Source organism: Phyllobacterium pellucidum, assembly GCF_013327855.1.
Classification (GTDB): Bacteria; Pseudomonadota; Alphaproteobacteria; order Rhizobiales; family Rhizobiaceae; genus Phyllobacterium; species Phyllobacterium pellucidum.
This window is the reverse complement of sequence record NZ_JABUMX010000003.1, coordinates 376,078-396,695: the sequence shown is the minus strand read 5'-3', so window position 1 is coordinate 396,695 and position 20,618 is coordinate 376,078. Positions and strand designations below refer to the sequence as shown.

Genomic DNA, 20,618 nt, shown 5'->3' with positions numbered 1-20,618 from the left:
CGCCGCATTGCCGGTCGAATAAAACTTCGCTAGGCAGACGTTTCTATTCGAGATCGCGTAACACGGACAGCAGCCAATGCAAACAAAAACGCTTAAGATCGGTACACGTGGGAGCGCGCTCGCGCTCGCACAAGCCCGTGAGACGCGCAGCAGGCTGATGCAGCACCACGGAATGCGTGAAGACGACATCGAGATCGTCGTTATTTCGACCTCCGGCGACCGGATTCAGGATCGTCCGCTGGCCGAAGTCGGCGGCAAAGGCCTGTTTACCCTCGAGATCGAAGAGCAGCTTGCCGACGGCCGGATCGATCTTGCTGTCCACTCTTCGAAAGACATGCCGACCTTCCTGCCTGAAGGGCTGCATCTGTCGATTTTCCTCGAGCGTGAAGACCCGCGCGACGCGTTCATCGGGCGTTCGGTGAAGACCCTGCTCGAATTGCCGCAGGGCGCGGTCGTGGGCTCAGCATCGCTGCGCCGCCAGGCCCTTATCCGGCGCTTGCGTCCGGACCTTAAGGTTATCAATTTCCGCGGCAATGTGGAAACCCGCTTGCGCAAGCTTGCGGATGGCGAGGTGGATGCGACATTCCTTGCCTATGCGGGCTTGCGGCGGCTCGGATTGGGCGAAGTCGTGACCGAACTTATGGATGTGAGAGCCTTTCCGCCAGCTCCCGGCCAGGGCGCGATCACGGTGGAAAGCCGTATCGGCGACGAACGCGTGGATAGCCTGCTCGCGCCGTTGAATCACCTACCGACATCGACAGCACTCGCCTGCGAGCGGGCGTTCCTCGGAGCGCTTGACGGTTCCTGCCGCACGCCGATCGCCGGCCTTGCCACCGTTTCTGGAGACAGGCTCTCCTTCCACGGCATGATCCTTTTGCCCGACGGCAGTGAGGCACACGAGGTGTCTGGCGAGGGTGCCCTGGCTGATGCCGCCGAGATTGGCCGAGACGCGGCCCAGCGCGTGCGCGCCCGGGCTGGCGCGCACTTCTTCACGGATTGGCTTTGATGAAGACGGTTCTGGTCACGCGGCCCCAGCCCGGAGCGACCAGAACCTCCGAGCGCCTGCTGTGCAGCGGGTTCCTGCCGCTCGTATTGCCGCTCACAAAAATCGTTACTCTCGATGCGTCGAGGCCAAAAGCCAAGTTTTGCGCCGTCGCCGTGACGAGCGCCAGCGCATTGCGTGAAGCCTCCGACGAACTGTTGCGCCCGCTCCTCAAAGTGCCGTGTTTTGTCGTCGGCGAAGCGACAGCCGCTGCGGCACGAGCGCGGGGTTTTGAAACGGTGACAACGGGCGACGGCGACGGAGCGACCCTCGCTCAAATCGTGATCGAGGAACTGCCCTCCGGCGGATGCCTCCTCTATCTGACTGGTAAGGTTCGCTCGCCAGACTTCGAACAGAGCCTTCGCAAATCCGCAATCCGTTTCCGCTGCAGTCTGACCTACGATACGGTTTCAGTCAGTTATACAACTGAATTTTTGCACGATTTTTTTGCCCAGAAGCGCATAGACTCCTGTTTGATCTATTCGCGTTGGGGCGCCGAACTATTTGCAGCTTTAGCGAGTCGGCCAGAGCTGGTTCAAAACTTTGATAACACAGGAATATTCTGTTTATCGCAACGAATTGCCGACGTGTTGACGGACTGGAACCAGGGGCGGGTTTACGCCGCATCGAAGCCGGATGAAGGCGCGTTGTTGCAACTCATGCGCGAAGCGTAAGCAGGAGACACCTTCAATTCGCCGATATTGGTCATTTCGCAGCAGGAACTTCCTTGCTAGCGTGGCGTTCACCCGCTTTTGATCACGAAAGAGACAGCTCATGGCAAAATCGTCCGTTCCACGCCATTCGAAATCCGCCCGCAAGCCGGTGACGATCGATTTGGAGCCGTCGGCCGTCAGCAAACCCGAAGCAAAGGCCAAGGAAACACCTGCCGCTGAGCCCGTGGGTTTCGATCCAGCAGCTATTGGATCGCAAACTACCCCGATCCTAGAGGCGGCGGAAGATGCGGGCGAGCCCGAGCAAACTTCGACGGGACGTTCAGCGGAGTCTGAGCAATCGTTTGGTCGCCCGGACGCTGTGAGGTCCGCTACCGAAACACCGCCCGCGCCGGCGCCAAATTCCGGCGACCAGTTCGGCCGGATTGCTGCGGGGGTCATTGGCGGTTTGGTGGCCCTGGTGGGTGTTTCCGCCTTGCAGTGGGCGGGACTGATGCCGTCGCCGAAAGCCGACCTTTCAAATCTCGAACAACAGATTGCCGCCTTGCAAAGAACACCGCCATCACCCGACCTCGGCGATGGCGCTGAACTGGCGCTCAATGGTGCGGTGGAAAATTCCAAGAATGCCGTGGAACAGGTATCGGCGCTTGCCCATGAGATGAGCCTGATCAAGCAGAGTGTTGACGAGGTCAAGAAAAGCGTGGGTGCCGCCGGTTCGGCAGATACGAGTGCGATTGATGCGCGCATCGCGGCGCTTGAGACCAAACTCAATGCGAGCCAGCAGCAGGTCGAGCAGGCATCGGCTGCAACCGACAGGTTGGCGGCGCTCGAAGCCAAGGTCAATGATACGTCAGGCCAGGCCAATATGGCGTTGGCGATGGCCGCCACCGGATTGAAGGCCGCACTCGATCGCGGCGCGCCCTTTACCGCCGAGCTTGATACCTATGCGGCCGTGGCACCGGCCACAGAAAACATCGAAAGCCTGCGCGCCTTTGCTGCCAAGGGGATACCGACGGTCGGAACGCTTGCGACGGAATTCGGCGGCGTTGCGGCAAAAATTGTCGCGACCACCCGGACCGTCGATCCGAATGCCAGCGTTCTCGACAGACTCTGGGCGAGCGCCGGAGGTCTGGTAGAAGCGCGGCCGGTTGGTATGGTTGCCGGCGACAGCGTCGATGCGATCACGGCGCGCATCGAAGCCAACCTTGGCTCTGCCAATCTTGGCGGGGCCATAGCCGAATGGGAAAAGCTGCCGGATAACGCCAAGTCAGTTTCGGCCAATTTCGCGGAGGCCATGAAGGCCCGGCAGAAGGCCGACGAGGCGCTTGCGAAGGCTCTGTCCGATGCGCTTGCCGGGGCAAAGACCCCCGCGGCTTCAAACTAGGAGTTCACGACGATCATGGCGCGTCTTCTTACATTCATCGTTGTCGTTCTGCTTCTCGGTATCGGATTTGCTTGGCTCGCCGACCGGCCCGGCGATCTGTTGGTCACTTTCGGCGGCATGCAATACAAAGTAACGCTGATGGTCGCCGCGTCTGCCATTGTTGCAGTTGTGGCCGCTGTGATGCTGACCTGGTGGGCGATCAAGAGCCTCGTCGCATCACCCTATGCCTTGCGCCGGCATTTCCGGGCGCGCAAGCGTGATCGCGGCTATCAATCGCTTTCGACCGGGTTGATCGCGGCGGGTGCCGGCGATGGACCGACAGCATTGCGGATGGTCAAACAGGCGGAGAAGCTTCTTAACGTCGACCAGGAACCGTTGATCAAGCTGCTTGATGCCCAGGCGGCAATGCTCGAAGGGCGTGCCGACGATGCGCGGGCAAAGTTCGAGGCGATGCTGGATGATCCCGAAACGAAGCTGCTTGGCCTGCGCGGTCTCTATCTGGAAGCGCAGCGGCTCGGGGCGCGCGATGCCTCGCGCCATTATGCCGAGGAGGCTGCGCAGCTCGCGCCCAATGTCGAATGGGCAACATCGGCGGCACTCGGCCAAAAGACTACTCACGGCGACTGGGACGGAGCGCTGGCGCTGCTGGAGAAGCAGAAGGCAGGCAAGCAGATCGACAAGGACCAGGTGAAGCGCGAACGGGCAGCGCTGCTGACCGCCAAGGCCATACACCTCTTCGATGCAGATCCCGTCAGCGCACGGCCGATCGCACTCGAGGCCAACAAACTGGCGCCGGATTTGATCCCGGCTGCGATTATCGCAGCCAAGGTGCTGTTCCAGCAGAACGAACTTCGCAAGGGATCGAAGATCCTCGAATATGTCTGGAAGAAACAGCCGCATCCGGACGTCGCCGAGACGTTCGTCCACGCCCGGCTTGGCGATTCGGCCATCGATCGATTGAAACGTGCACGCCACCTCGCGGCGCTCTATCCGCACCATCCGGAATCAAATCTCGCCATTGCCAATGCGGCCCTCGCGGCCGGCGAACTCAGGGAAGCGCGCGAAGCTGCCGAGGCTGTTTTGCGCAGCGCTCCGCGCGAGAGTGCCTACCTGCTGCTCGCCGATATCGAGGAAGCGCAAACCGGCGACCAGGGTCGCGTGCGGCAGTGGCTTTCGCGGGCGGTCAAGGCGCCTCGCGATCCCGCATGGACGGCCGACGGCTATGTTTCCGACCAATGGGCGCCAGCATCGCCTGTCACCGGAAAGCTCAACGCCTTCGAATGGAAGGTTCCAGTGGAGCAACTCGGGCCTGTGATCGATTACCAGCGCGAATTCGACGAAGCGATGGCCGAAACTCCGGCGGCATCCGCGCCACCTCGCGAAGATGTGAAGCCGCTGATACCTCCAAGGATCGAAGGCAGCGGCAATGCCGCCCCAAAGGTGTCGCGCGACGATGCGGATGTCGTCGATGCTGAGATCGTCCAACTTCAGCCCACTCCAAGGCCAGATGAAGATACAGCTTCGAAGACGCAACCTGTGGAAAAAACAGCGAAAATGCCGCCTAGCCCGGACAAACCGCAGAAAGATGCTGAACTGGTCATCCCGGTTCCTGACGATCCGGGCGTGCGTCCGGAGTATCAGGAAGAGCGCCCAAACAAGAAGTTCCGGCTGTTCTAGTTGCGCGTTGGTAGTCGTGCTCGCTTTTTGCGGCAACATGTACAGTGGCAGAACCATGCCTGCCACGCTATCTGTTGAATGATCTGCCCTCCCACAAGATACCGAAAGAATCTATATGCTTGATCGCCTCGTGACATTCTTCAAGGCCCTGCCGTCCGGCGAAGGCGACAAGGATCATTTTTCCAAGAACGATCCGCGGCTGGCAGCTGCGGCGCTTCTGTTCCACGTCATGGACGCCGATGGTGAACGGCGCAAATCCGAGCGCAAGCGTGTGTCGCAGCTAATATCGGAAGCCTACGGCCTGAAAGGCGAGGCCTTGAAGCGTCTTCTCGACGATGGTGAACAGGCCGACCAGGAAGCCGTCGATCTTTACAGCTTCACCAGCATCATCAAGCGCAATCTTGACGAAGAGGCGCGCATTCGTTTCATTGAACTCATGTGGGATGTGGTCTATGCCGACGGCACCGCGCACGAACTTGAGGACAACGTGGTCTGGCGCGTGGCGGAGCTGATCGGCGTATCGACGCGTGATCGCGTGACCATGAAGCAAAAAGCCGCCGAACGCGCCAAGCAGCCGGTTGTCGAGGAATAGGATCGGAGCGAATGTTCCAGACGGACTGGATGGAAAACAGGCAGCCGCAGCGGCCGAAGATCCTCACGGTACTGCATCAGGAACGTTCAAGTCCGGGCCGCGTCGGCCATCTTTTGATCGAATCGGGTTTCGCACTCGATATCCGCAGACCGCCGCTCGGCGATCCGCTTCCGGAAACGCTTGAAGACCATGCCGGCGCCGTCATTTTCGGCGGCCCGATGAGCGCCAACGATCCCGATGATTTCGTCCGCACCGAAACCGATTGGCTGGCCGTCCCGCTCGCCGAGGACAAGCCTTTCCTTGGCATTTGCCTCGGTGCGCAGATGCTCGCCAATCATCTTGGCGGCAGGGTTGGGCCGCACCCGCAAGGCCTCGTTGAAATTGGCTGGTATCCGCTGCAGGCAACCGAAGCCGGCAGCGCCCTGATGGATTGGCCCTCGATGGTCTATCATTTCCACCGCGAAGGTTTCGAACTGCCGCAGACCGCCACGCTGCTTGCGACAGGCGAGAGCTATCCCAATCAGGCCTTCCGCTATGGCAACAATGCCTGGGGCGTCCAGTTCCATGCGGAGCTGACCCGCGCGATGATGCAGCGGTGGGTCGTTCGCGGGTCCGAGCGTTTTGCTCTCTGCGGCGCCCAGCATGGAAGGATGCATCTCGAGGGCCGCATGATCCACGATGCCGTGCTCAAGGTCTGGCTGCACGGCTTCCTGGCGACGATCTTTGGCGTTCCGGCCCCGTCCAACAAACTGTCCAGGCTGCTCTAGGTTCTGCCTTGAAGATTGCGGGCCTTGCGCAACTGCGGAAACCAGTAGGCCCAAAGACCCGCAACCGCAACGGTGCCGATGCCACCGAAGACGACGGCAGGTATGGTACCGATCAGCGATGCCATGATGCCGGCGCGGAACTCACCGAGTTCGTTGGAAGCCCCGACGAAGACCATGTTGACCGCATTCACCCGGCCACGGACATGGTCTGGTGTCCACAATTGCAGCAGCGTTTCGCGGATATAGACGCTCACCATATCGGCGGCACCCATCAGGGCGAGAACGACGATTGACAGCCAGGCGATGTTCGAAACGCCGAACATGATCGTCAGCAGGCCGAACAGCGCGACAAAGGCAAACATGATTATTCCGGCGTGATCGCGGATCGGGTGACCGGTGAGCCACACGGCGGTCAAGATAGCACCGATTCCCGGCGCGGCGCGCAGCATGCCGAGACCCCAGGGGCCAAGTTGCAGGATGTCGCGGGCATAAACCGGCAATAGGGCGACTGCGCCGCCGAGAAGCACGGCGAAGAGATCGAGCGAGATTGCGCCGAGGACAACCTTCTCCTTCCAGATATAGTGAAAGCCGGCAAGAAGCGTCTGCAATGAGCGAGATTCGGAAAGCGTATGCTGGGCCGGCTTTGGAATGGCGAATGTGCAGGCGGCGGCGGCTGCAAGCATGGCGCTCGCTATGCCATAGGCGACGATCGGCGAAATGCCGTATAGCAGGCCACCGACCACCGGACCGACAATCGCGGCAATCTGCCATGCGGACGAGTTCCAAGAGACGGCGTTGGAGAAAACCTCGGTCGGGACAAGGTTTACGACAAGCGACGCCGACGCCGGTCCGAGGAAGGCGCGGCCAATGCCAAAGCCCGCGAGAATGACGAAAACCAGTGCCGGCGAAAACATGTGAGCGATGGTGAGAAGGAGCAATAGCACGGCGCAGACCAGTTCGACGCAGAGCGAAAGCCCCATGATAAGCCGGCGCCCGAAGCGGTCGGCCGCTGCACCCGTGATCAGCACCAGGAGCAGGGATGGGGCAAATTGCACGAGGCCGACAATGCCGAGATAGAAGGGATCGCGCGTCAGGTCGTAGATCTGCCAGCCGACCGACACGCTGATGATCTGGATGGCGAAAGAGCCGCAAAAGCGGGCTAGCCAATAGAGCGTGAAGGACGAATGGCGAAAGGCGGCGTAGCGGTCATGCGCCGCTGTCGTTTCTGGCGAGGACATTTTGCTTGAAAGGCTCCGGAATCTGGAGGCCCTTTTAAACCAGTTCGAACCGAAATGGGATAAGCAATTGCGAAATAATCCAGGGAGGGCCGGCGCGCCGGCGCTCCTTGTGAACGTTGAAGGTCTCAATCCTTCCCGAGCAAAGCTTTCCAGATGATGGCGCCGAGCGCGGCGCCAATCAGGGGCGCAACCCAGAACAGCCACAACTGGCTGAGCGCTGCCGTCTCGGCAAACAGGGCGACACCGGTCGAACGCGCCGGGTTAACCGACGTATTGGTGACCGGGATCGACACAAGGTGGATCAGTGTCAGGCCCAGGCCGATGGGGATAGGCGCGAATCCGGCCGGTATCGCAGCCGATGACGCCCCGAGGATGATAATGAGAAAGAAAGCGGTCATGACGATCTCGATCACCAGCGCCGGAGTAAGCCCGTATTTGCCGGGCGAAAGATCGCCATAGCCGTTCGACGCGAACCCTCCAGCGGCAAAATCGGCCTTGCCAGAGGCAACGAGATAAAGCACTGCGGCAGCGAAGATGGCGCCTGCCAGTTGGGCGACCCAATAGGAAATGAGGTCCTTGAACTCGAACCGGCCGGCAATGGCAAGTCCAAGCGACACGGCGGGATTAAAGTGTCCGCCGGAGATACGGCCGACGGCAAAGGCCATGGTAAGAACCGTAAGACCAAAGGCCAATGCAACGCCAAGCAAACCAATACCGACAGCTGGAAATGCTGCCGCAATAACAGCGCTGCCGCAGCCACCGAGTACAAGCCAAAACGTTCCGAAGAATTCGGCAGATAGTTTATTCAGCATGGAAACCCCCTTAAATAAAAAATCTAAACAAAATAGATCGAATCATGTGAGCCAAGTTATTCGCGTTTTTAATTTAAAAATATTCCTACACAAGTAGGCTCTCCAGGGATGGGGTATTTGTAATCATTAAAGTACTAAATCGATACTACGTTAGTATAATGATTAATCATCGCAAAGCGCCATGACCACGACGGCCTCTTGCCCCTAGCCGGGTCAATCGCTACATGTCGGCGTGACTGTTAGGAGAAACGAATGCTCGCCCTTATCCGCACCATCGATCTTGCCCTCGATATCTACACCTGGATCATTATTGCCAGCGCCATTTTCTCGTGGCTTTACGCCTTCAACGTCATCAATTCGAGCAACCGGTTCGTTGCATCTGTCGGCGATTTCCTGTTCCGCGTCACCGAACCGGCGCTGCGCCCAATCCGCCGCTTCCTGCCTGATCTCGGAGGCATCGACATATCGCCGATCGTGCTCCTGCTGATCATCTTCTTCATCCGCCAGCTGTTGTGGACGACAATCGCGCCGCTGCTGGTTTGATCGACCGGCAGAGCTGCTTCCGTGAGGTGACGGACGGCGTCATCGTATTTGTACGTTTGACGCCGAAATCCGCGAAGGATGCAGTCGAAGGGGTGGAGCTTGCAGCGGACCGGCGCGCTCACCTGAAGGTGCGCGTCAGGGCAGTGCCCGAGGATGGCAAGGCGAATGCGGCGCTGGAAAAGCTTCTGGCCAAGGAGCTTGGCGTTGCCACGCGTGAGGTAGCGATCGTAGCGGGAGCGACGTCCCGGCTCAAACAGATAAAAATCCTGGGCGACCCGCACGCATTGGCTTCGAAGCTCGAAGCGCTGGGATCGCCCAAGGCATAGTTTTTACGAGGCGGTCTTGGCCTTGTGGCGCTCCATGGCCTCGGTGATGAGCTGGCGGGCGGCATCTTCATCGCCCCAGTCACCAATCTTCACCCATTTGCCGGGCTCGAGATCCTTGTAGTGCTCGAAGAAGTGCTGGATCTGCTTAAGCGTGATATCCGGCAAGTCCGTGTAGTTGTGGACCTTCTCGTAGCGAAGGGTGAGGTGCGGCGAGGGAACGGCGATGATCTTCTCGTCCTGGCCCTTATTGTCCTCCATGACGAGGACGCCGATTGGGCGGACATTGATGATGCTGGTCGGCATCAGGGCGCGCGTGTTGCAGATCAGGACGTCGATCGGGTCGCCGTCATCCGACAATGTGTGCGGTACGAAGCCGTAATTGCCCGGATAAGTCATCGGCGTGTGCAGGAAGCGATCGACAAACAGCGCGCCGGAATCCTTGTCGAGTTCGTACTTGATCGGCTGACCGCCGACCGGAACTTCGATGATCACGTTGACGTCTTCGGGGGGATTGTTGCCGACAGGAATGGCATCGATGCGCATATTTTCAAAGTCCTTGTTGGTTTGGGAGTGCTGTACTGACTTTTAGGAGCCGGCGCAACAAGAGCGTCGCCTGAGCCGCGGCGAGCGCATGAGAGGCCGGCCTTGCAGCCGGTACAGAAGTTTAGCGACTTCAGTCTGAAGGGCTGGCATTGCGGAAGCCGTCAATTCCATACGAAGGCGAGTTTCTTCAGGGTCTTGCCTTCGAAACATTCGACGCCTTCGGCGACATCGCGGCCGCCGGCGCCCTCGTAGAATGAGGTGGCAAGGCCATTGTCTTCGAGCGCCCAGACGACCAATCCCTTCATCCCCTGGTCGACCAGGCTGCGCTTTGCCGCGCCGAGAAGGCGTGTGCCCAGGCCAAAGCCCTGATATTCCGGCCTGATATAGAGCTCGTAGACCTCGCCCTTCTGCGGCAATTGTCGCGCGCGATTTGGACCGAGGGTCGCATAGCCAGCCACAACGCCGCCAACGTCTGCAACAAGTATTTGCGTCGAGCGCTGGATGGCGCGCGCCCACCACGCGGATCCGCGGCGCTGCAGCATGGTATTGAGCGCGCGATGCGGAATGATGCCGGTATAGGCACCTCTCCAGGCGGCAACATGAATGTCCGAAATCGCCTCGGCGTCGGCCAGTTCAGCCCGTCTTATCTCGATCACATGGGTGTTCATGGTTTCTTAACCATAGACCCGAGGGCCGACCTTGGGCAACTGGGATCGCGACCGAAATTTGGCTGAGTTCACGAAAAAGAAAGGGCGACCAAATGGCCGCCCCTGCAATTGGATATTTGGTCCGGCTGGCTTATGCCGCGCCGGCGGTCTTGCTCTTTTCGAAGCGCTTGCGCTCGTTGGAATCGAGGTAGAGCTTGCGCAGGCGGATTGACTTCGGCGTCACTTCGACGAGTTCGTCGTCCTGGATCCATGACAGGGCGCGTTCCAGTGTCATGCGGATTGGCGGCGTCAGCTTGACGGCCTCGTCCTTGCCGGCGGCGCGGATGTTGGTGAGCTTCTTGCCCTTGAGCACGTTGACTTCGAGGTCGTTGTCACGCGAGTGAATGCCGATAATCATGCCCGCATAGACTTTGACACCAGCGTCGATGATCATTGGGCCGCGGTCTTCGAGGTTCCACATGGCAAAGGCCACCGACTCGCCCTGATCATTCGAAATCAGAACGCCGTTGTTGCGGCCGGCGATTTCGCCCTTGTAGGGTTCATAGGCGCGGAACAGGCGATTCATGATGGCGGTGCCACGCGTGTCGGTCAGAAGCTCCGACTGGTAGCCGATGAGGCCGCGCGTCGGCGCATGGAAGACGAGGCGTACGCGATTGCCGCCGGAGGGGCGCAGCTCGACCATCTCGGCCTTGCGCTCCGACATCTTCTGCACGACCGTGCCGGAATACTCTTCGTCGACGTCGATGAGAACTTCCTCGATCGGCTCGAGCATGTTGCCACTTTCGTCCTTCTGCATGACGACGCGCGGACGTGACACGCCAAGTTCGAAGCCTTCGCGGCGCATGTTCTCGATCAGGACCGCCAACTGCAATTCGCCGCGGCCAGATACGTAGAACGAATCCTTGTCGCTCGATTCCTCAATGCGCAGGGCAACATTGCCCTCGGCCTCCTTGAACAGGCGATCGCGAATGACCCGGCTCGTGACCTTATCGCCTTCGGTGCCGGCAAGCGGCGAGTCGTTGACGATGAACGACATGGTGACGGTCGGCGGATCGATCGGCTGCGCCTGCAGGGGTTCGGTAACTTCCGGTGAACAGAAGGTATCAGCCACGGTGCCCTTCTGCAGTCCGGCGATCGCAACGATGTCACCTGCCTGGGCTTCTTCGATCGGCTGGCGTTCAAGACCGCGGAAAGCCAGGATCTTGGAAATGCGGCCGGTTTCGAGCTGCGTCCCGTCGCCATGGAGAACCTTGGCTTGCTGGTTCGACTTTACGGTACCGGAGTGAATGCGGCCGGTGATGATACGGCCGAGGAACGGATCGGCCTCAAGGATCGTACCGATCATGCGGAACGGGCCGTCGCCGACGGTCGGCTCCGGCACGTGCTCAAGCACGAGGTCGAACAGCGGGGCAAGGCCCTGGTCCTGCGGGCCTTCCGGGTTCTTGGCCATCCAGCCGCTACGGCCGGAACCGTAGAGGATCGGGAAGTCGAGCTGTTCGTCGGTCGCGTCGAGAGCGGCAAAGAGATCGAAGACTTCGTTGACGACTTCTTCGTGGCGCGCGTCGGGGCGGTCGATCTTGTTGATCGCGACGATCGGACGGAGCCCCACCTTCAGCGCCTTGCCGACGACGAATTTCGTCTGCGGCATCGGGCCTTCGGCAGCGTCAACGAGAACGATCGCGCCGTCCACCATGCTGAGAATGCGTTCGACCTCGCCGCCGAAATCGGCGTGTCCGGGCGTGTCGACGATGTTGATGCGCGTGTCCTTCCAGACGACCGACGTGGCCTTGGCGAGAATGGTGATCCCGCGTTCCTTTTCGATGTCGTTGGAATCCATCATGCGCTCGGCGACGCGCTGGTTGTCGCGGAAATTGCCGGACTGTTTCAGGAGTTCGTCAACGAGCGTGGTTTTGCCATGGTCAACGTGTGCGATGATCGCGATGTTGCGCAGTTTCATTGGGTTCTCTTTGGAAGATTAGGGACGCCACATATGATGCGCCGCTTTACATTTGCGCGCTCCATACATGTTTTTTCGCAATTGCGAAAGGGGTCAAAGCATTTGGGGGCTGCATTGCAGCCATGCAGATGCGCTTCTGCGCGGGGGTCGTGCGCGGCGAACGAGAACCGTCCGCCGCGCGCAGTTTCAAAGCAATGTTCCCGACAGGATCATCAGGGCGATGCTAAAGTAGATGATGAGGCCGGTGACATCGACGAGCGTTGCCACGAAGGGCGCAGAGGCGCTCGCCGGGTCGAAACCGATCTTCTGCAGGATGAACGGCAGCATGGAGCCGGCCAGCGACCCGAAAGTGACAATGCCGACAAGGGCCGTGCCGACCGTTGCCGCGACGAGATGCCAATGGACGCCATAATCGTAGAGGCCGAGCATCTGCCACGTCGAGATGCGAATGACGCCGATCAGGCCAAGGAAAGTGCCGAGCACGATGCCGGTCGGGAGTTCCCGCAGCGCGACTCGCCACCAGTCCTTCAACCGCAATTCCTGCAAGGCAAGGGCGCGGATCAAGAGAGAGGTCGCCTGCGAGCCCGAATTCCCGCCTGAACTCATGATGAGCGGGATGAACAGGGTCAGCACAACGGCCTTCTCGAGTTCGCCCTCGAAGTGTTGCATGGCACTCGCCGTCAGCATTTCGCTGAGGAAAAGAACGCCGAGCCAGCCCGCGCGCTTGCGGATCATCTGGAGAAAGCCGATCTGCATATAGGGCTTGTTCAAAGCCTCCATGCCGCCGAACTTCAGCGTATCCTCGGTCATCTCCTGGGTCATGGCGTCGATCACATCATCGACGGTCACGATGCCGATGATCTGGTTGCCGTCATTGACTACGGGAACGGCGAGGAGGTCGTGCTTGCGGAACAGCCGAGCGACATCCTCCTGATCGGTAAGCGGTCCCACGGTGACCGGCGCAACGTCGCGGCCCACGGTCATGATCGAGGCTTCGGGCTCGCTGGCGATCAGGCGGCGGAGTGCCACTGCGCGCAGTAGGCTGCGGTTCTCCGGATCGATCACATAGATGGCGTAGACCGTCTCGCGGGACCGTTCGACCTCGCGGATGTGCTGCAGCGTGCGCGCAACGCTCCAGTTCGCGGGGACGCTGACGAATTCGGTCGTCATCAGGCTGCCGGCGGTATGGGGCGGATAGCGCAGCAGTTTGGCGAGGGCCTGCTGGGTTTCGTGGCCAAGGCCCGGAAACAGTCGGTCCCGCGCCTCGGCATCGAGTTCGTGGAAGATATCGGTGACGCGGTCTGCTGACATGGCGTCGAGCAGTTCGCATGCGATGACGTCGGGAAGCGCCTCGATGATGGCGCCTGCCGAATGCAATTCCGGCTGGTCAAGGATGAGCACCGCATGGTCGCGCGGCATCTCGGCAATGATGCCGACGGTATCGTTCTGTTCGAGCTCGTTGAGAAGCTCGACGGCATCGGCAGCCTGCATGGTTGCCAGCTGTTCGGCAATGGTTGCGGCCGGTGCCGAACCGGCATCAACCACTCCTTGGGTAAAGCGAAGGTCGTTCATTTTGCTCGCCTTTCTGTCGATCCGCCGTCACGGGGACCGAGGCGAGCTGATCTCTCAACAGGCCACGATCGCCGATGACGGCGCAAACAATCGACTTTGACTGTCGTCGTTGGGCATTAGAGATAAACTCCGGTTGAAAGATACGTTGGGCGTAAACGAGCGACCCAGCGCGCTGTCATTTGGTCTTGTCCAGGATTAATGTCAAGCCCCGGCGGAAAGCGGCAGGGAACACATCTTCGTGCGCCGCTTCACGCTCTTATTCGCTCATTGCGTGGGTCGTAAAGTGGCTCGATGTGGACCTTTGCGGCGAATGGCTCGTTGGCGACAATGAGCTCGTACTTGCCTTCGGCGAGGAATGTGTCGTCGACACCTTCTGCATTGCGGATGTAGCCGTAACCGATGGGGCTATCGACGGTATAGCCAAAGCCGCCGCTGGTGAGATAGCCCACCGGCTCGCCATTGCGCAGGATCGTTTCGCGTCCAAGCAGAACGACGTCCCTGTCGATAACCGTGATCCCGACGAGCCGCTTCCCGAGCGGGGCATTGCGCGTGGCCTCCGCTGCTTGCCTGCCGAGAAAATCGGTGTTGCTCTTGAGCTTGACCGCCCAACCCAGGCCGGCTTCAAAGGGGGAGTCATTCGGGGTGATGTCGCTGCCCCAGGCGCGATAGCCTTTTTCGAGACGCAGCGATTCGAGCGCGCGGTAACCTACCGGCCTGATGGCGAAAGGCTCGCCCGCCTGCATGAGCGCATCGAACACAGCGCCGGTCGCGGCGATTGGAACGTGCAATTCCCAGCCGAGTTCGCCCACATAGGTAAGCCGTAGCGCCCGGACCGTGGTGCCGGCGATGTCGATCTCGCGCACGTGGCCGAACGGGAAGGCGGCATTGCCAACGTCGCTTGTCGTCACCCTGGCCAGCACGTTGCGCGCGTCCGGCCCCATCAATGAGAGCGTTCCGAAGCACTCCGTAATGTCCTCAAGCGTCGCATCGAGATCGCTGCCGATATGATCCCGGATCCAGGCGAAATCATGCGTCCGGAAGCCGGTACCGGTGACGATGTAGAACCTGTCGTCCGTCAGCCGCGCCACGGTCAGGTCGCACTCGATGCCGCCGCGCGTGTTGAGCATCTGCGTATAGGTAAGCCGGCCGACTGGCTTCGAGACGTCGTTGGCGCAGATGTAGTCGAGCGCCTTGCCGGCATCCTTGCCGCTAAGCTCGTACTTGGCAAACGACGACTGATCGAAGATGCCGACTTTCTCGCGCACGTGCCGGTGCTCGTCGCCGACGGCCTTGAACCAGTTCTGCCGGCCCATGGAATAGATGTCCTCGGCCGAAGTCCCTTCAGGTGCGAACCAGTTTGGCCGCTCCCATCCAAGCTTCGAGCCGAATACGGCGCGATGCTGCTTGAGGCGATCATAGAGCGGCGAGACGATGGCCGGTCTGCCTGAGGTGTATTCTTCATGGGGAAAGCCAATGGTGTAATGCTTGCCATAGGCTTCGAGGGTACGGTCGAGCACCCACTGGCGATCGCGGTGCAGATGGGAAAATCGGCGGATATCGACGGCCCAAAGATCAAGCGGCGATTCCCCGTCGACCACCCATTGCGCCAGCACCCAGCCGGCGCCGCCGCCCGAGGCGATGCCGAAGGCGTTGAAGCCGGCGCCGACGAACATGTTGGCGCATTCGGGTGCGATACCGAGAATGAAATTGCCGTCGGGGGTGAAGCTTTCCGGCCCGTTGATCATCTGCTTCACACCAACGTTTGCCATGGCGGGTATTCGATCGATGGCCTCAATCATGTGCTGTTCGAAATGGTCGAAATCATCGTCGAACAGGCGGAACTGCCAGTCGTTCGGCACGTCGGCCGTCGTCCAGGCCTGTGGGTTCGGTTCATAGCCGCCCATCACCAGCCCGCCGACCTCTTCCTTGAAATAGGTACGGCGGTCGGGATCGCGGATCGTGGGTGCATCGGCAGACAGGCCCTCGATCCTGTCGGTGATGATGTACTGATGCTTGACCGGCTGCAGGGGCACATTGATGCCGGCCATTTCGCCTACCTGCCGCGCCCATTGGCCCGCACAGTTGACGACCTTCTCACAGGCGATGTCGCCCTTGTCGGTCTTCACCTTGACGATGCGGCCGTCGTCCATCTCAAATCCGGTGACCCGGACATTCTCGATGAGCTTGGCGCCGTGCATGCGCGCGCCGCGCGCCAGCGATTGGGTGATGTCCGAAGGGCTCGCCTGACCATCCGTTGGCAACCAGCTCGCGCCTATGAGATCGCCCACCTCCATTAGCGGGAACATGGATTTAACGTCCTGCGGGGAAAGCAGATGCATGTCCATACCGAAGCTGCGCGCAGTGGTCGCCAGCCGGCGAAACTCGGTCCAGCGATCTTCATTGGTGGCGAGGCGCAGGCACCCGGTCATCTTCCAGCCGGTGGCGAGACCGGTTTCAGCGTCGAGGCGTTTGTACAAGTCGACGGAATATTTAAGAACCCGCGTGATCGAGGCCGACGAGCGCAACTGGCCGACAAGTCCCGCCGCATGCCAGGTCGAGCCGGACGTCAGCTGGCCCATTTCGAGGAGAACCACATCCGCCTTGTGGTCCCTGGCGAGATGGTAAGCTGTCGAGCAGCCGATAATGCCGCCGCCGATGACGACGATCTGCGCATGGGTTGGCAGGCTCATGATATGGTCTTTCCGTATAATGTTCTGTAGTGGTCCAGCGCCTCGTCCAGCCGCTGTAAATTCTCGGTCGTGTAGGCGACGTAGTCGACGCCTGGCGCCTTCAGATGCAGTTCCGAGACCATGCTCCACATCGCCTCGCGCAGCAGCGAGGCGCATTGCATGGCGGCGTGCGCGCGGGTCAGTGCGGTATCGGGCCTCGCCCGGAAATAGGCATCCAGCAATGCCTCGGACTCGTCTGCATCAAACCCTGCGTTTGAGGCGAGCCCGGCAAGGTCGAACATCGCCGTCGAGAACCCGGCATATTCGAAATCGATGAGCCACAGTCTTTCCTCGTCATCGAGGATGTTGGCAGGGAGAAGATCATTGTGGCTGAAGATGATCGGCAGGGGTTTTTGCGCCGCCTCCATCTCGTCGGAGATCGCCAGATAGGCGGGAAGTTTATGCGCCAAGCGGCTTTTGCCGGCTTCCAGCGTGCGGGCATAGTCGCGAATGACGTGGAAGACCCAGAACATGAATCCCGGTCCGCGAATATGTTCAGGCATGCGCGTATGGAACTGGCGGACCATGTCGGCAATTCGCGGAATATTGGCGCGCACATCGCGGGCGTCATAGGTTCGAGCACCAAGGAATGCCGTCACCATGACGCCGTCATCGGCGTGAAAGACTTCCGGCGCAAATCCGGCAAGGTGCGCAGCACGCGCGGTCATCACCTCGCGCTGGCGGAACACGTGGTGAACCGGATAATCCGTGCCGAAGCGCACCACATATTTGCGGCTTGCGTCCTCTACCACATAGCTTTCATTGCTGATGCCGCCCTTCAAAAGGGCAATGCTTATCTCGCCTTGCCAGATGGGAAGCGCCGCGATGCGCCGCGCTACGGGCTCACCAGGGTGCACGTCAGGCGCGGGAGCCATTGGCGACGCCTACCGTGTATGGCCCGGCAGGAATGCGCCGGTCGGCGAGCAGAAAAAAAGTGCGCGGTCAGACTGACTCACCACGAGGAAGGCAACCTGTCCCCTGAAGGTTGTGGACTCTCCGGTAACAGGCAATCCGTCTATGGCAAAGACTTTCACTCAGGATCCTCGCGGTATCTTGGGTACCTGCAAGGATTGGCCCTCCTCATGGTGAGCCAGTCTAACCGCGCACTACCACCAACCCCATTGATAGGATCGTCTGCCAAGTTCGCGCATCTGTCAACATATTTATGTGGCATAATGTGGCTTTATCGCCTGATACTGGTAAAATATGTGGTAATGGTGCGGCTTAGGTATCAAATTTTGAGGTTTTGGCATGAGTGCAAAGCGGCGCGGCGAAATTCGGCGGTTACTGCAAGAGGAAGGCACGATCTCGATCTCCGATCTTGCCAACAAGCTCGGCGTCTCGCTCGAAACCATCAGGCGCGACGTCAAGCCCATGACGGACTCGGGCGTTCTCACGCGCATCCATGGCGCCGTCGGGTTGCCGCAGCATATTGGCGAGGCGCCGTTCGAGATGCGCATGCGCGAAAATGCGAGCGCCAAGCGCGTGATTGCCCAATGGGTCGCAGCGACAATCCGCGATGGTGAGTCGGTGATGCTCGATACAGGCACCACGACAAGCTTTCTTGCCCGCGAGTTGCTGCAGCACCGCAACCTGACGGTGGTCACGAACTCCTCCGATATTGCGCGCACGCTTGCAACGGTAAACGGCAACAGGGTGTTCATGGCGGGCGGCGAATTGCGCAGCGATAGCGGCGCCGCCTTTGGGGTATCCGCTATCGAATTCGTCAGCCGCTTCAGCGTTGCCCATGCGGTCATCTCGGTGGGCGCGCTCGACGCGCCGGGAGGCATAACGGACTACGACCTCGAAGAGGCAGAGTTTGCCCGCACGGTACTATCGCGTGGTGCAAGGACAATAGCGATAACGGACGCATCAAAGTTCGGACGGCGCGGTCTTGTACAGGTTTGCGACTTTAACGGCATCGACGAACTTGTGACCGACCGCGATCCCCCGGGCGACATTGTGCAGGCGCTTCACGCCGCCGGCACCACTGTGACCGTGGCATCGGCGGCGGCGCACTCCTGACAGGAATCGGATTGGCTGGCCTCGGCAGAATGGTACGATCTGGACCGAATCAGGAGGTCGCTACATGATCAGGCTCTTACTTCGCGACACGATCGAAACACAGCTTGGACCAATGATCGCCATGGCAAGCGGCGAAGGGCTGTCCCTGCTCGAATTTGCTGACCGGCCTGCACTTGCCTCGGAAGTCGATGAGTTGCAACGACGTTATGGCTATATGATCGAGCCGGGGCGAAATGCAGTCCTCGATCAGATCGAGTCGGAGCTTGCTGCTTATTTTGCGGGGGAATTGACCGTATTTGAAACGCCGCTCGTCCTGCCGGGGAATGCGTTCCAGAATGAAGTCTGGGAGCGGCTGCGGGAAATACCTTACGGCCAGACCCGGAGCTATGGAGGGATGGCACGCGCTATGGGCCGCCCGAATGCCAGCCGTGCTGTCGGCGCCGCCAATGGCCAGAACCGCGTCGCTATCGTGGTTCCGTGCCACAGAGTCATCGGTGCGGATGGATCGTTGACGGGTTATGGCGGCGGCCAGCGGCGCAAGCGGTTCCTCATTGACCTTGAGCACCGCACCTTCGCCGCTACGGCAACCCGTCCAACATTTCATCCGATAACCGCTCAGGGCTCTTTGTTCTGAGAACCGTCGCAGCGCCTATACAATCATACCAGGGCTGAACTTCGGCTCGCGCAGAAGGCGATCCAGCAGGACCAGACCCTGTTCCAATCTGGTCCTGTCGGGGGCAGCGCCGAGGGAAACACGGACCGCTTCCATGCTTGGTGCCCCGATGCTGAACGCCGAGGCTGGCACGACACCCAGCCCGGAGCGAATGGCGAGCGCGGCAAATTCTCCGGCGTGCCATTGCTGTGGCAGCGACAGCCAGAGATGATGTCCGCCAGGTTCGGCTCTAAAGGTCCAGTCTTTAAGAATCCGTGCCGCGAGGGCCTGGCGTTCCCGGCTTTCCGATCTGATGGTGGTCGCGATCTCACGGAGCGTTCCCGTCTGAATGAAATCGGCCGCGAGCGCGGTGAGCAGCGGCGATGGACCCGGATTGCTGGCACGCAGGCTGGAACCAAGCTTTAGGGCATCGAGCGCCGAAGGACAGGCGACGAAAGCAATGCGCAGTGCCGGAGCTACGCATTTCGACAATGTGGCGATGTGCCATGTCAGGTCGGGGGCGAGCGTTGCTAGCGCCGGTATCGGCTTGTCGAGCAGTTCCGCGTAGGGATCGTCTTCGATGACAGCTACCCCATGGCGAGCGGCGATTGCAGCAATGGCCCGCCGCCGCGCAAGCGGCATCGTCGCGGTGGTCGGGTTGTCAATGGACGAAATAATGTAGAGCGCCTTGGGCGGCTCATTGCGGCAGCATTCCTCGAAGCTTTCTGGCGTAATGCCGGCTTCATCCATGGCGAGTGAGTAAAGCTTGAGGCCAAGGGATGACGCTGCAGATTTGAGTCCCGGATAGGTCGACGCGCCCGCCGCTATAGTTGCGCCGGGGCCGAGGAGATTGCAGACGGCAAAGAGGGCGCTCTGAGCCCCGCCGGCAACGACGACGCGATCCTTTTCGGGCGCAGCGCCGAGACGCGGAGCGAGCCAGGACGCTGCCGCCGCTCGGGACGACGCGCTTCCGGCCGTTTCCTGGTAGGACAACAGCCGGTTTTGTCCATTGGCGAGAAGGGCGCCAATGCCGTTTGCGATGCGAGCGGGCAGGTCCGCGGGTTGCGGAGGTATGTTCATGGTCAAATCGAGTTCATTTGCCTGTGCTGCCACAGTCGCCTGAACGGCAGGCGCCTTTACGAATGTGCCGGAACCGATGCGGCCCTCGATGTGGCCCGACCGACGCACCTCATTGAGGGCACGTGTTACTGTCGTCAGATCAACGCCGAGTTCGCGCGCAATTTCGCGCTGTGGCGGCAGGACATCGCCGGATTTGACCGCGCCGGACGCAATATCGGCTCGCAATGCATCCGCGATGCCCGCGTGCTTGTAGCGGGCGCCAACAGCAATTCGAGGCTTCCATTTCATCAAGGCCACCTAATTGTATGGACGCATTGTCCATACAATTAGAATCGATGTT

At 60.2% G+C, this 20,618-nt stretch carries 19 protein-coding genes; 10 read left to right on the top strand and 9 right to left on the bottom strand.

Annotated elements, in window-relative coordinates; all coding sequences use genetic code 11:
* Positions 1-76 precede the first annotated feature (76 nt).
* The 6 genes from hemC (at position 77) to HQ945_RS15205 (ending at position 6,133) form a co-directional block, all read left to right on the top strand.
* Complete coding sequence (gene hemC, locus HQ945_RS15230) at positions 77-1,006, top strand: hydroxymethylbilane synthase (protein WP_113280000.1); 930 nt, start codon at positions 77-79, stop codon at positions 1,004-1,006.
* On the top strand, positions 1,006-1,716 hold the full coding sequence (locus HQ945_RS15225; protein WP_113280001.1) for a uroporphyrinogen-III synthase: 711 nt from the start codon (positions 1,006-1,008) through the stop codon (positions 1,714-1,716). Before hemC ends, HQ945_RS15225 begins: the two co-directional genes overlap by 1 nt.
* Before the next feature lie 100 nt (positions 1,717-1,816).
* Positions 1,817-3,097: a COG4223 family protein gene (locus tag HQ945_RS15220; RefSeq protein ID WP_113280002.1), complete on the top strand. Its 1,281-nt coding sequence runs from the start codon at positions 1,817-1,819 to the stop codon at positions 3,095-3,097.
* 15 nt (positions 3,098-3,112) lie between these two features.
* Complete coding sequence (locus tag HQ945_RS15215; protein WP_174208243.1) at positions 3,113-4,774, top strand: heme biosynthesis protein HemY; 1,662 nt, start codon at positions 3,113-3,115, stop codon at positions 4,772-4,774.
* Between the two features lie 115 nt (positions 4,775-4,889).
* On the top strand, positions 4,890-5,366 hold the full coding sequence (locus HQ945_RS15210) for a tellurite resistance TerB family protein (protein WP_113280004.1): 477 nt from the start codon (positions 4,890-4,892) through the stop codon (positions 5,364-5,366).
* An 11-nt stretch (positions 5,367-5,377) separates the two neighbouring features.
* Positions 5,378-6,133: a glutamine amidotransferase gene (locus HQ945_RS15205; protein WP_027231033.1), complete on the top strand. Its 756-nt coding sequence runs from the start codon at positions 5,378-5,380 to the stop codon at positions 6,131-6,133.
* Here the strand turns inward: HQ945_RS15205 and HQ945_RS15200 are convergent.
* Both HQ945_RS15200 and aqpZ read right to left on the bottom strand, forming a co-directional pair.
* Positions 6,130-7,371, bottom strand: a complete 1,242-nt coding sequence (locus HQ945_RS15200) for an MFS transporter (protein WP_027231034.1) — start codon at positions 7,369-7,371, stop codon at positions 6,130-6,132. The genes HQ945_RS15205 and HQ945_RS15200 overlap by 4 nt on opposite strands.
* A 125-nt stretch (positions 7,372-7,496) precedes the next feature.
* Complete coding sequence (gene aqpZ / locus HQ945_RS15195) at positions 7,497-8,183, bottom strand: aquaporin Z (RefSeq protein ID WP_113280005.1); 687 nt, start codon at positions 8,181-8,183, stop codon at positions 7,497-7,499.
* Positions 8,184-8,435: 252 nt separating this feature from the next.
* Between aqpZ and HQ945_RS15190 the strand changes: the two genes are divergently transcribed.
* Together HQ945_RS15190 and HQ945_RS15185 are read left to right on the top strand one after the other, a co-directional pair.
* Positions 8,436-8,726: a YggT family protein gene (locus HQ945_RS15190; protein ID WP_027231036.1), complete on the top strand. Its 291-nt coding sequence runs from the start codon at positions 8,436-8,438 to the stop codon at positions 8,724-8,726.
* Positions 8,723-9,052, top strand: coding sequence for a DUF167 family protein (locus HQ945_RS15185; protein ID WP_113280006.1), 330 nt, complete (start codon positions 8,723-8,725; stop codon positions 9,050-9,052). The genes HQ945_RS15190 and HQ945_RS15185 overlap by 4 nt, the downstream gene beginning before the upstream one ends.
* 3 nt (positions 9,053-9,055) lie before the next feature.
* Here the strand turns inward: HQ945_RS15185 and ppa are convergent, their stop codons facing one another.
* From ppa to HQ945_RS15155, 6 genes are all read right to left on the bottom strand, one after another.
* Entirely contained in the window at positions 9,056-9,595 is a 540-nt protein-coding gene (gene ppa / locus HQ945_RS15180) for an inorganic diphosphatase (RefSeq protein ID WP_027231038.1), read from the bottom strand.
* Positions 9,596-9,756: 161 nt separating this feature from the next.
* Positions 9,757-10,263 (bottom strand): GNAT family N-acetyltransferase, encoded by a 507-nt coding sequence (locus tag HQ945_RS15175; protein ID WP_113280007.1) that lies wholly within the window; start codon positions 10,261-10,263, stop codon positions 9,757-9,759.
* A 130-nt stretch (positions 10,264-10,393) separates the two neighbouring features.
* Complete coding sequence (gene typA, locus HQ945_RS15170; protein ID WP_113280008.1) at positions 10,394-12,220, bottom strand: translational GTPase TypA; 1,827 nt, start codon at positions 12,218-12,220, stop codon at positions 10,394-10,396.
* A gap of 186 nt (positions 12,221-12,406) precedes the next feature.
* A complete protein-coding gene (gene mgtE / locus HQ945_RS15165; protein ID WP_091920886.1) occupies positions 12,407-13,792 on the bottom strand; it encodes a magnesium transporter in 1,386 nt (461 codons plus the stop codon).
* Positions 13,793-14,040: 248 nt separating this feature from the next.
* The gene (locus tag HQ945_RS15160; RefSeq protein WP_113280009.1) at positions 14,041-16,482 is read right to left on the bottom strand and encodes a GcvT family protein; all 2,442 of its coding nucleotides are present in this window, start codon (positions 16,480-16,482) and stop codon (positions 14,041-14,043) included.
* Entirely contained in the window at positions 16,479-17,396 is a 918-nt protein-coding gene (locus HQ945_RS15155; RefSeq protein WP_174208242.1) for a choline/ethanolamine kinase family protein, read from the bottom strand. Before HQ945_RS15155 ends, HQ945_RS15160 begins: the two co-directional genes overlap by 4 nt.
* 376 nt (positions 17,397-17,772) lie before the next feature.
* On the opposite strand from HQ945_RS15155, the gene HQ945_RS15150 reads away from it, so the two are divergent.
* Both HQ945_RS15150 and HQ945_RS15145 read left to right on the top strand, forming a co-directional pair.
* The gene (locus HQ945_RS15150; protein ID WP_027231044.1) at positions 17,773-18,546 is read left to right on the top strand and encodes a DeoR/GlpR family DNA-binding transcription regulator; all 774 of its coding nucleotides are present in this window, start codon (positions 17,773-17,775) and stop codon (positions 18,544-18,546) included.
* 64 nt (positions 18,547-18,610) lie between these two features.
* Positions 18,611-19,180 carry a methylated-DNA--[protein]-cysteine S-methyltransferase gene (locus tag HQ945_RS15145; protein WP_051614714.1) on the top strand — a complete coding sequence of 190 codons (570 nt, stop codon included), beginning with the start codon at positions 18,611-18,613 and terminating at the stop codon, positions 19,178-19,180.
* A gap of 15 nt (positions 19,181-19,195) precedes the next feature.
* Here HQ945_RS15145 and HQ945_RS15140 read toward each other — a convergent pair whose 3' ends face one another.
* Positions 19,196-20,566, bottom strand: coding sequence for an aminotransferase-like domain-containing protein (locus HQ945_RS15140; protein WP_113280011.1), 1,371 nt, complete (start codon positions 20,564-20,566; stop codon positions 19,196-19,198).
* Positions 20,567-20,618 lie beyond the last annotated feature (52 nt).

Bases quoted from the DNA above. Each gene is read 5' to 3' on its own strand.
- hemC (WP_113280000.1), top strand. From the start codon at position 77: ATGCAAACAAAAACGCTTAAGATCGGTACACGTGGGAGCGCGCTCGCG.
- HQ945_RS15215 (WP_174208243.1), top strand. From the start codon at position 3,113: ATGGCGCGTCTTCTTACATTCATCGTTGTCGTTCTGCTTCTCGGTATC.
- HQ945_RS15155 (WP_174208242.1), bottom strand. From the start codon at position 17,396: ATGGCTCCCGCGCCTGACGTGCACCCTGGTGAGCCCGTAGCGCGGCGC.
- mgtE (WP_091920886.1), bottom strand. From the start codon at position 13,792: ATGAACGACCTTCGCTTTACCCAAGGAGTGGTTGATGCCGGTTCGGCA.
- HQ945_RS15175 (WP_113280007.1), bottom strand. From the start codon at position 10,263: ATGAACACCCATGTGATCGAGATAAGACGGGCTGAACTGGCCGACGCC.
- HQ945_RS15205 (WP_027231033.1), top strand. From the start codon at position 5,378: ATGTTCCAGACGGACTGGATGGAAAACAGGCAGCCGCAGCGGCCGAAG.
- ppa (WP_027231038.1), bottom strand. From the start codon at position 9,595: ATGCGCATCGATGCCATTCCTGTCGGCAACAATCCCCCCGAAGACGTC.
- HQ945_RS15160 (WP_113280009.1), bottom strand. From the start codon at position 16,482: ATGAGCCTGCCAACCCATGCGCAGATCGTCGTCATCGGCGGCGGCATT.
- HQ945_RS15190 (WP_027231036.1), top strand. From the start codon at position 8,436: ATGCTCGCCCTTATCCGCACCATCGATCTTGCCCTCGATATCTACACC.
- HQ945_RS15210 (WP_113280004.1), top strand. From the start codon at position 4,890: ATGCTTGATCGCCTCGTGACATTCTTCAAGGCCCTGCCGTCCGGCGAA.
- aqpZ (WP_113280005.1), bottom strand. From the start codon at position 8,183: ATGCTGAATAAACTATCTGCCGAATTCTTCGGAACGTTTTGGCTTGTA.
- HQ945_RS15150 (WP_027231044.1), top strand. From the start codon at position 17,773: ATGAGTGCAAAGCGGCGCGGCGAAATTCGGCGGTTACTGCAAGAGGAA.
- HQ945_RS15145 (WP_051614714.1), top strand. From the start codon at position 18,611: ATGATCAGGCTCTTACTTCGCGACACGATCGAAACACAGCTTGGACCA.
- HQ945_RS15200 (WP_027231034.1), bottom strand. From the start codon at position 7,371: ATGTCCTCGCCAGAAACGACAGCGGCGCATGACCGCTACGCCGCCTTT.
- HQ945_RS15220 (WP_113280002.1), top strand. From the start codon at position 1,817: ATGGCAAAATCGTCCGTTCCACGCCATTCGAAATCCGCCCGCAAGCCG.
- HQ945_RS15140 (WP_113280011.1), bottom strand. From the start codon at position 20,566: ATGAAATGGAAGCCTCGAATTGCTGTTGGCGCCCGCTACAAGCACGCG.
- HQ945_RS15225 (WP_113280001.1), top strand. From the start codon at position 1,006: ATGAAGACGGTTCTGGTCACGCGGCCCCAGCCCGGAGCGACCAGAACC.
- typA (WP_113280008.1), bottom strand. From the start codon at position 12,220: ATGAAACTGCGCAACATCGCGATCATCGCACACGTTGACCATGGCAAA.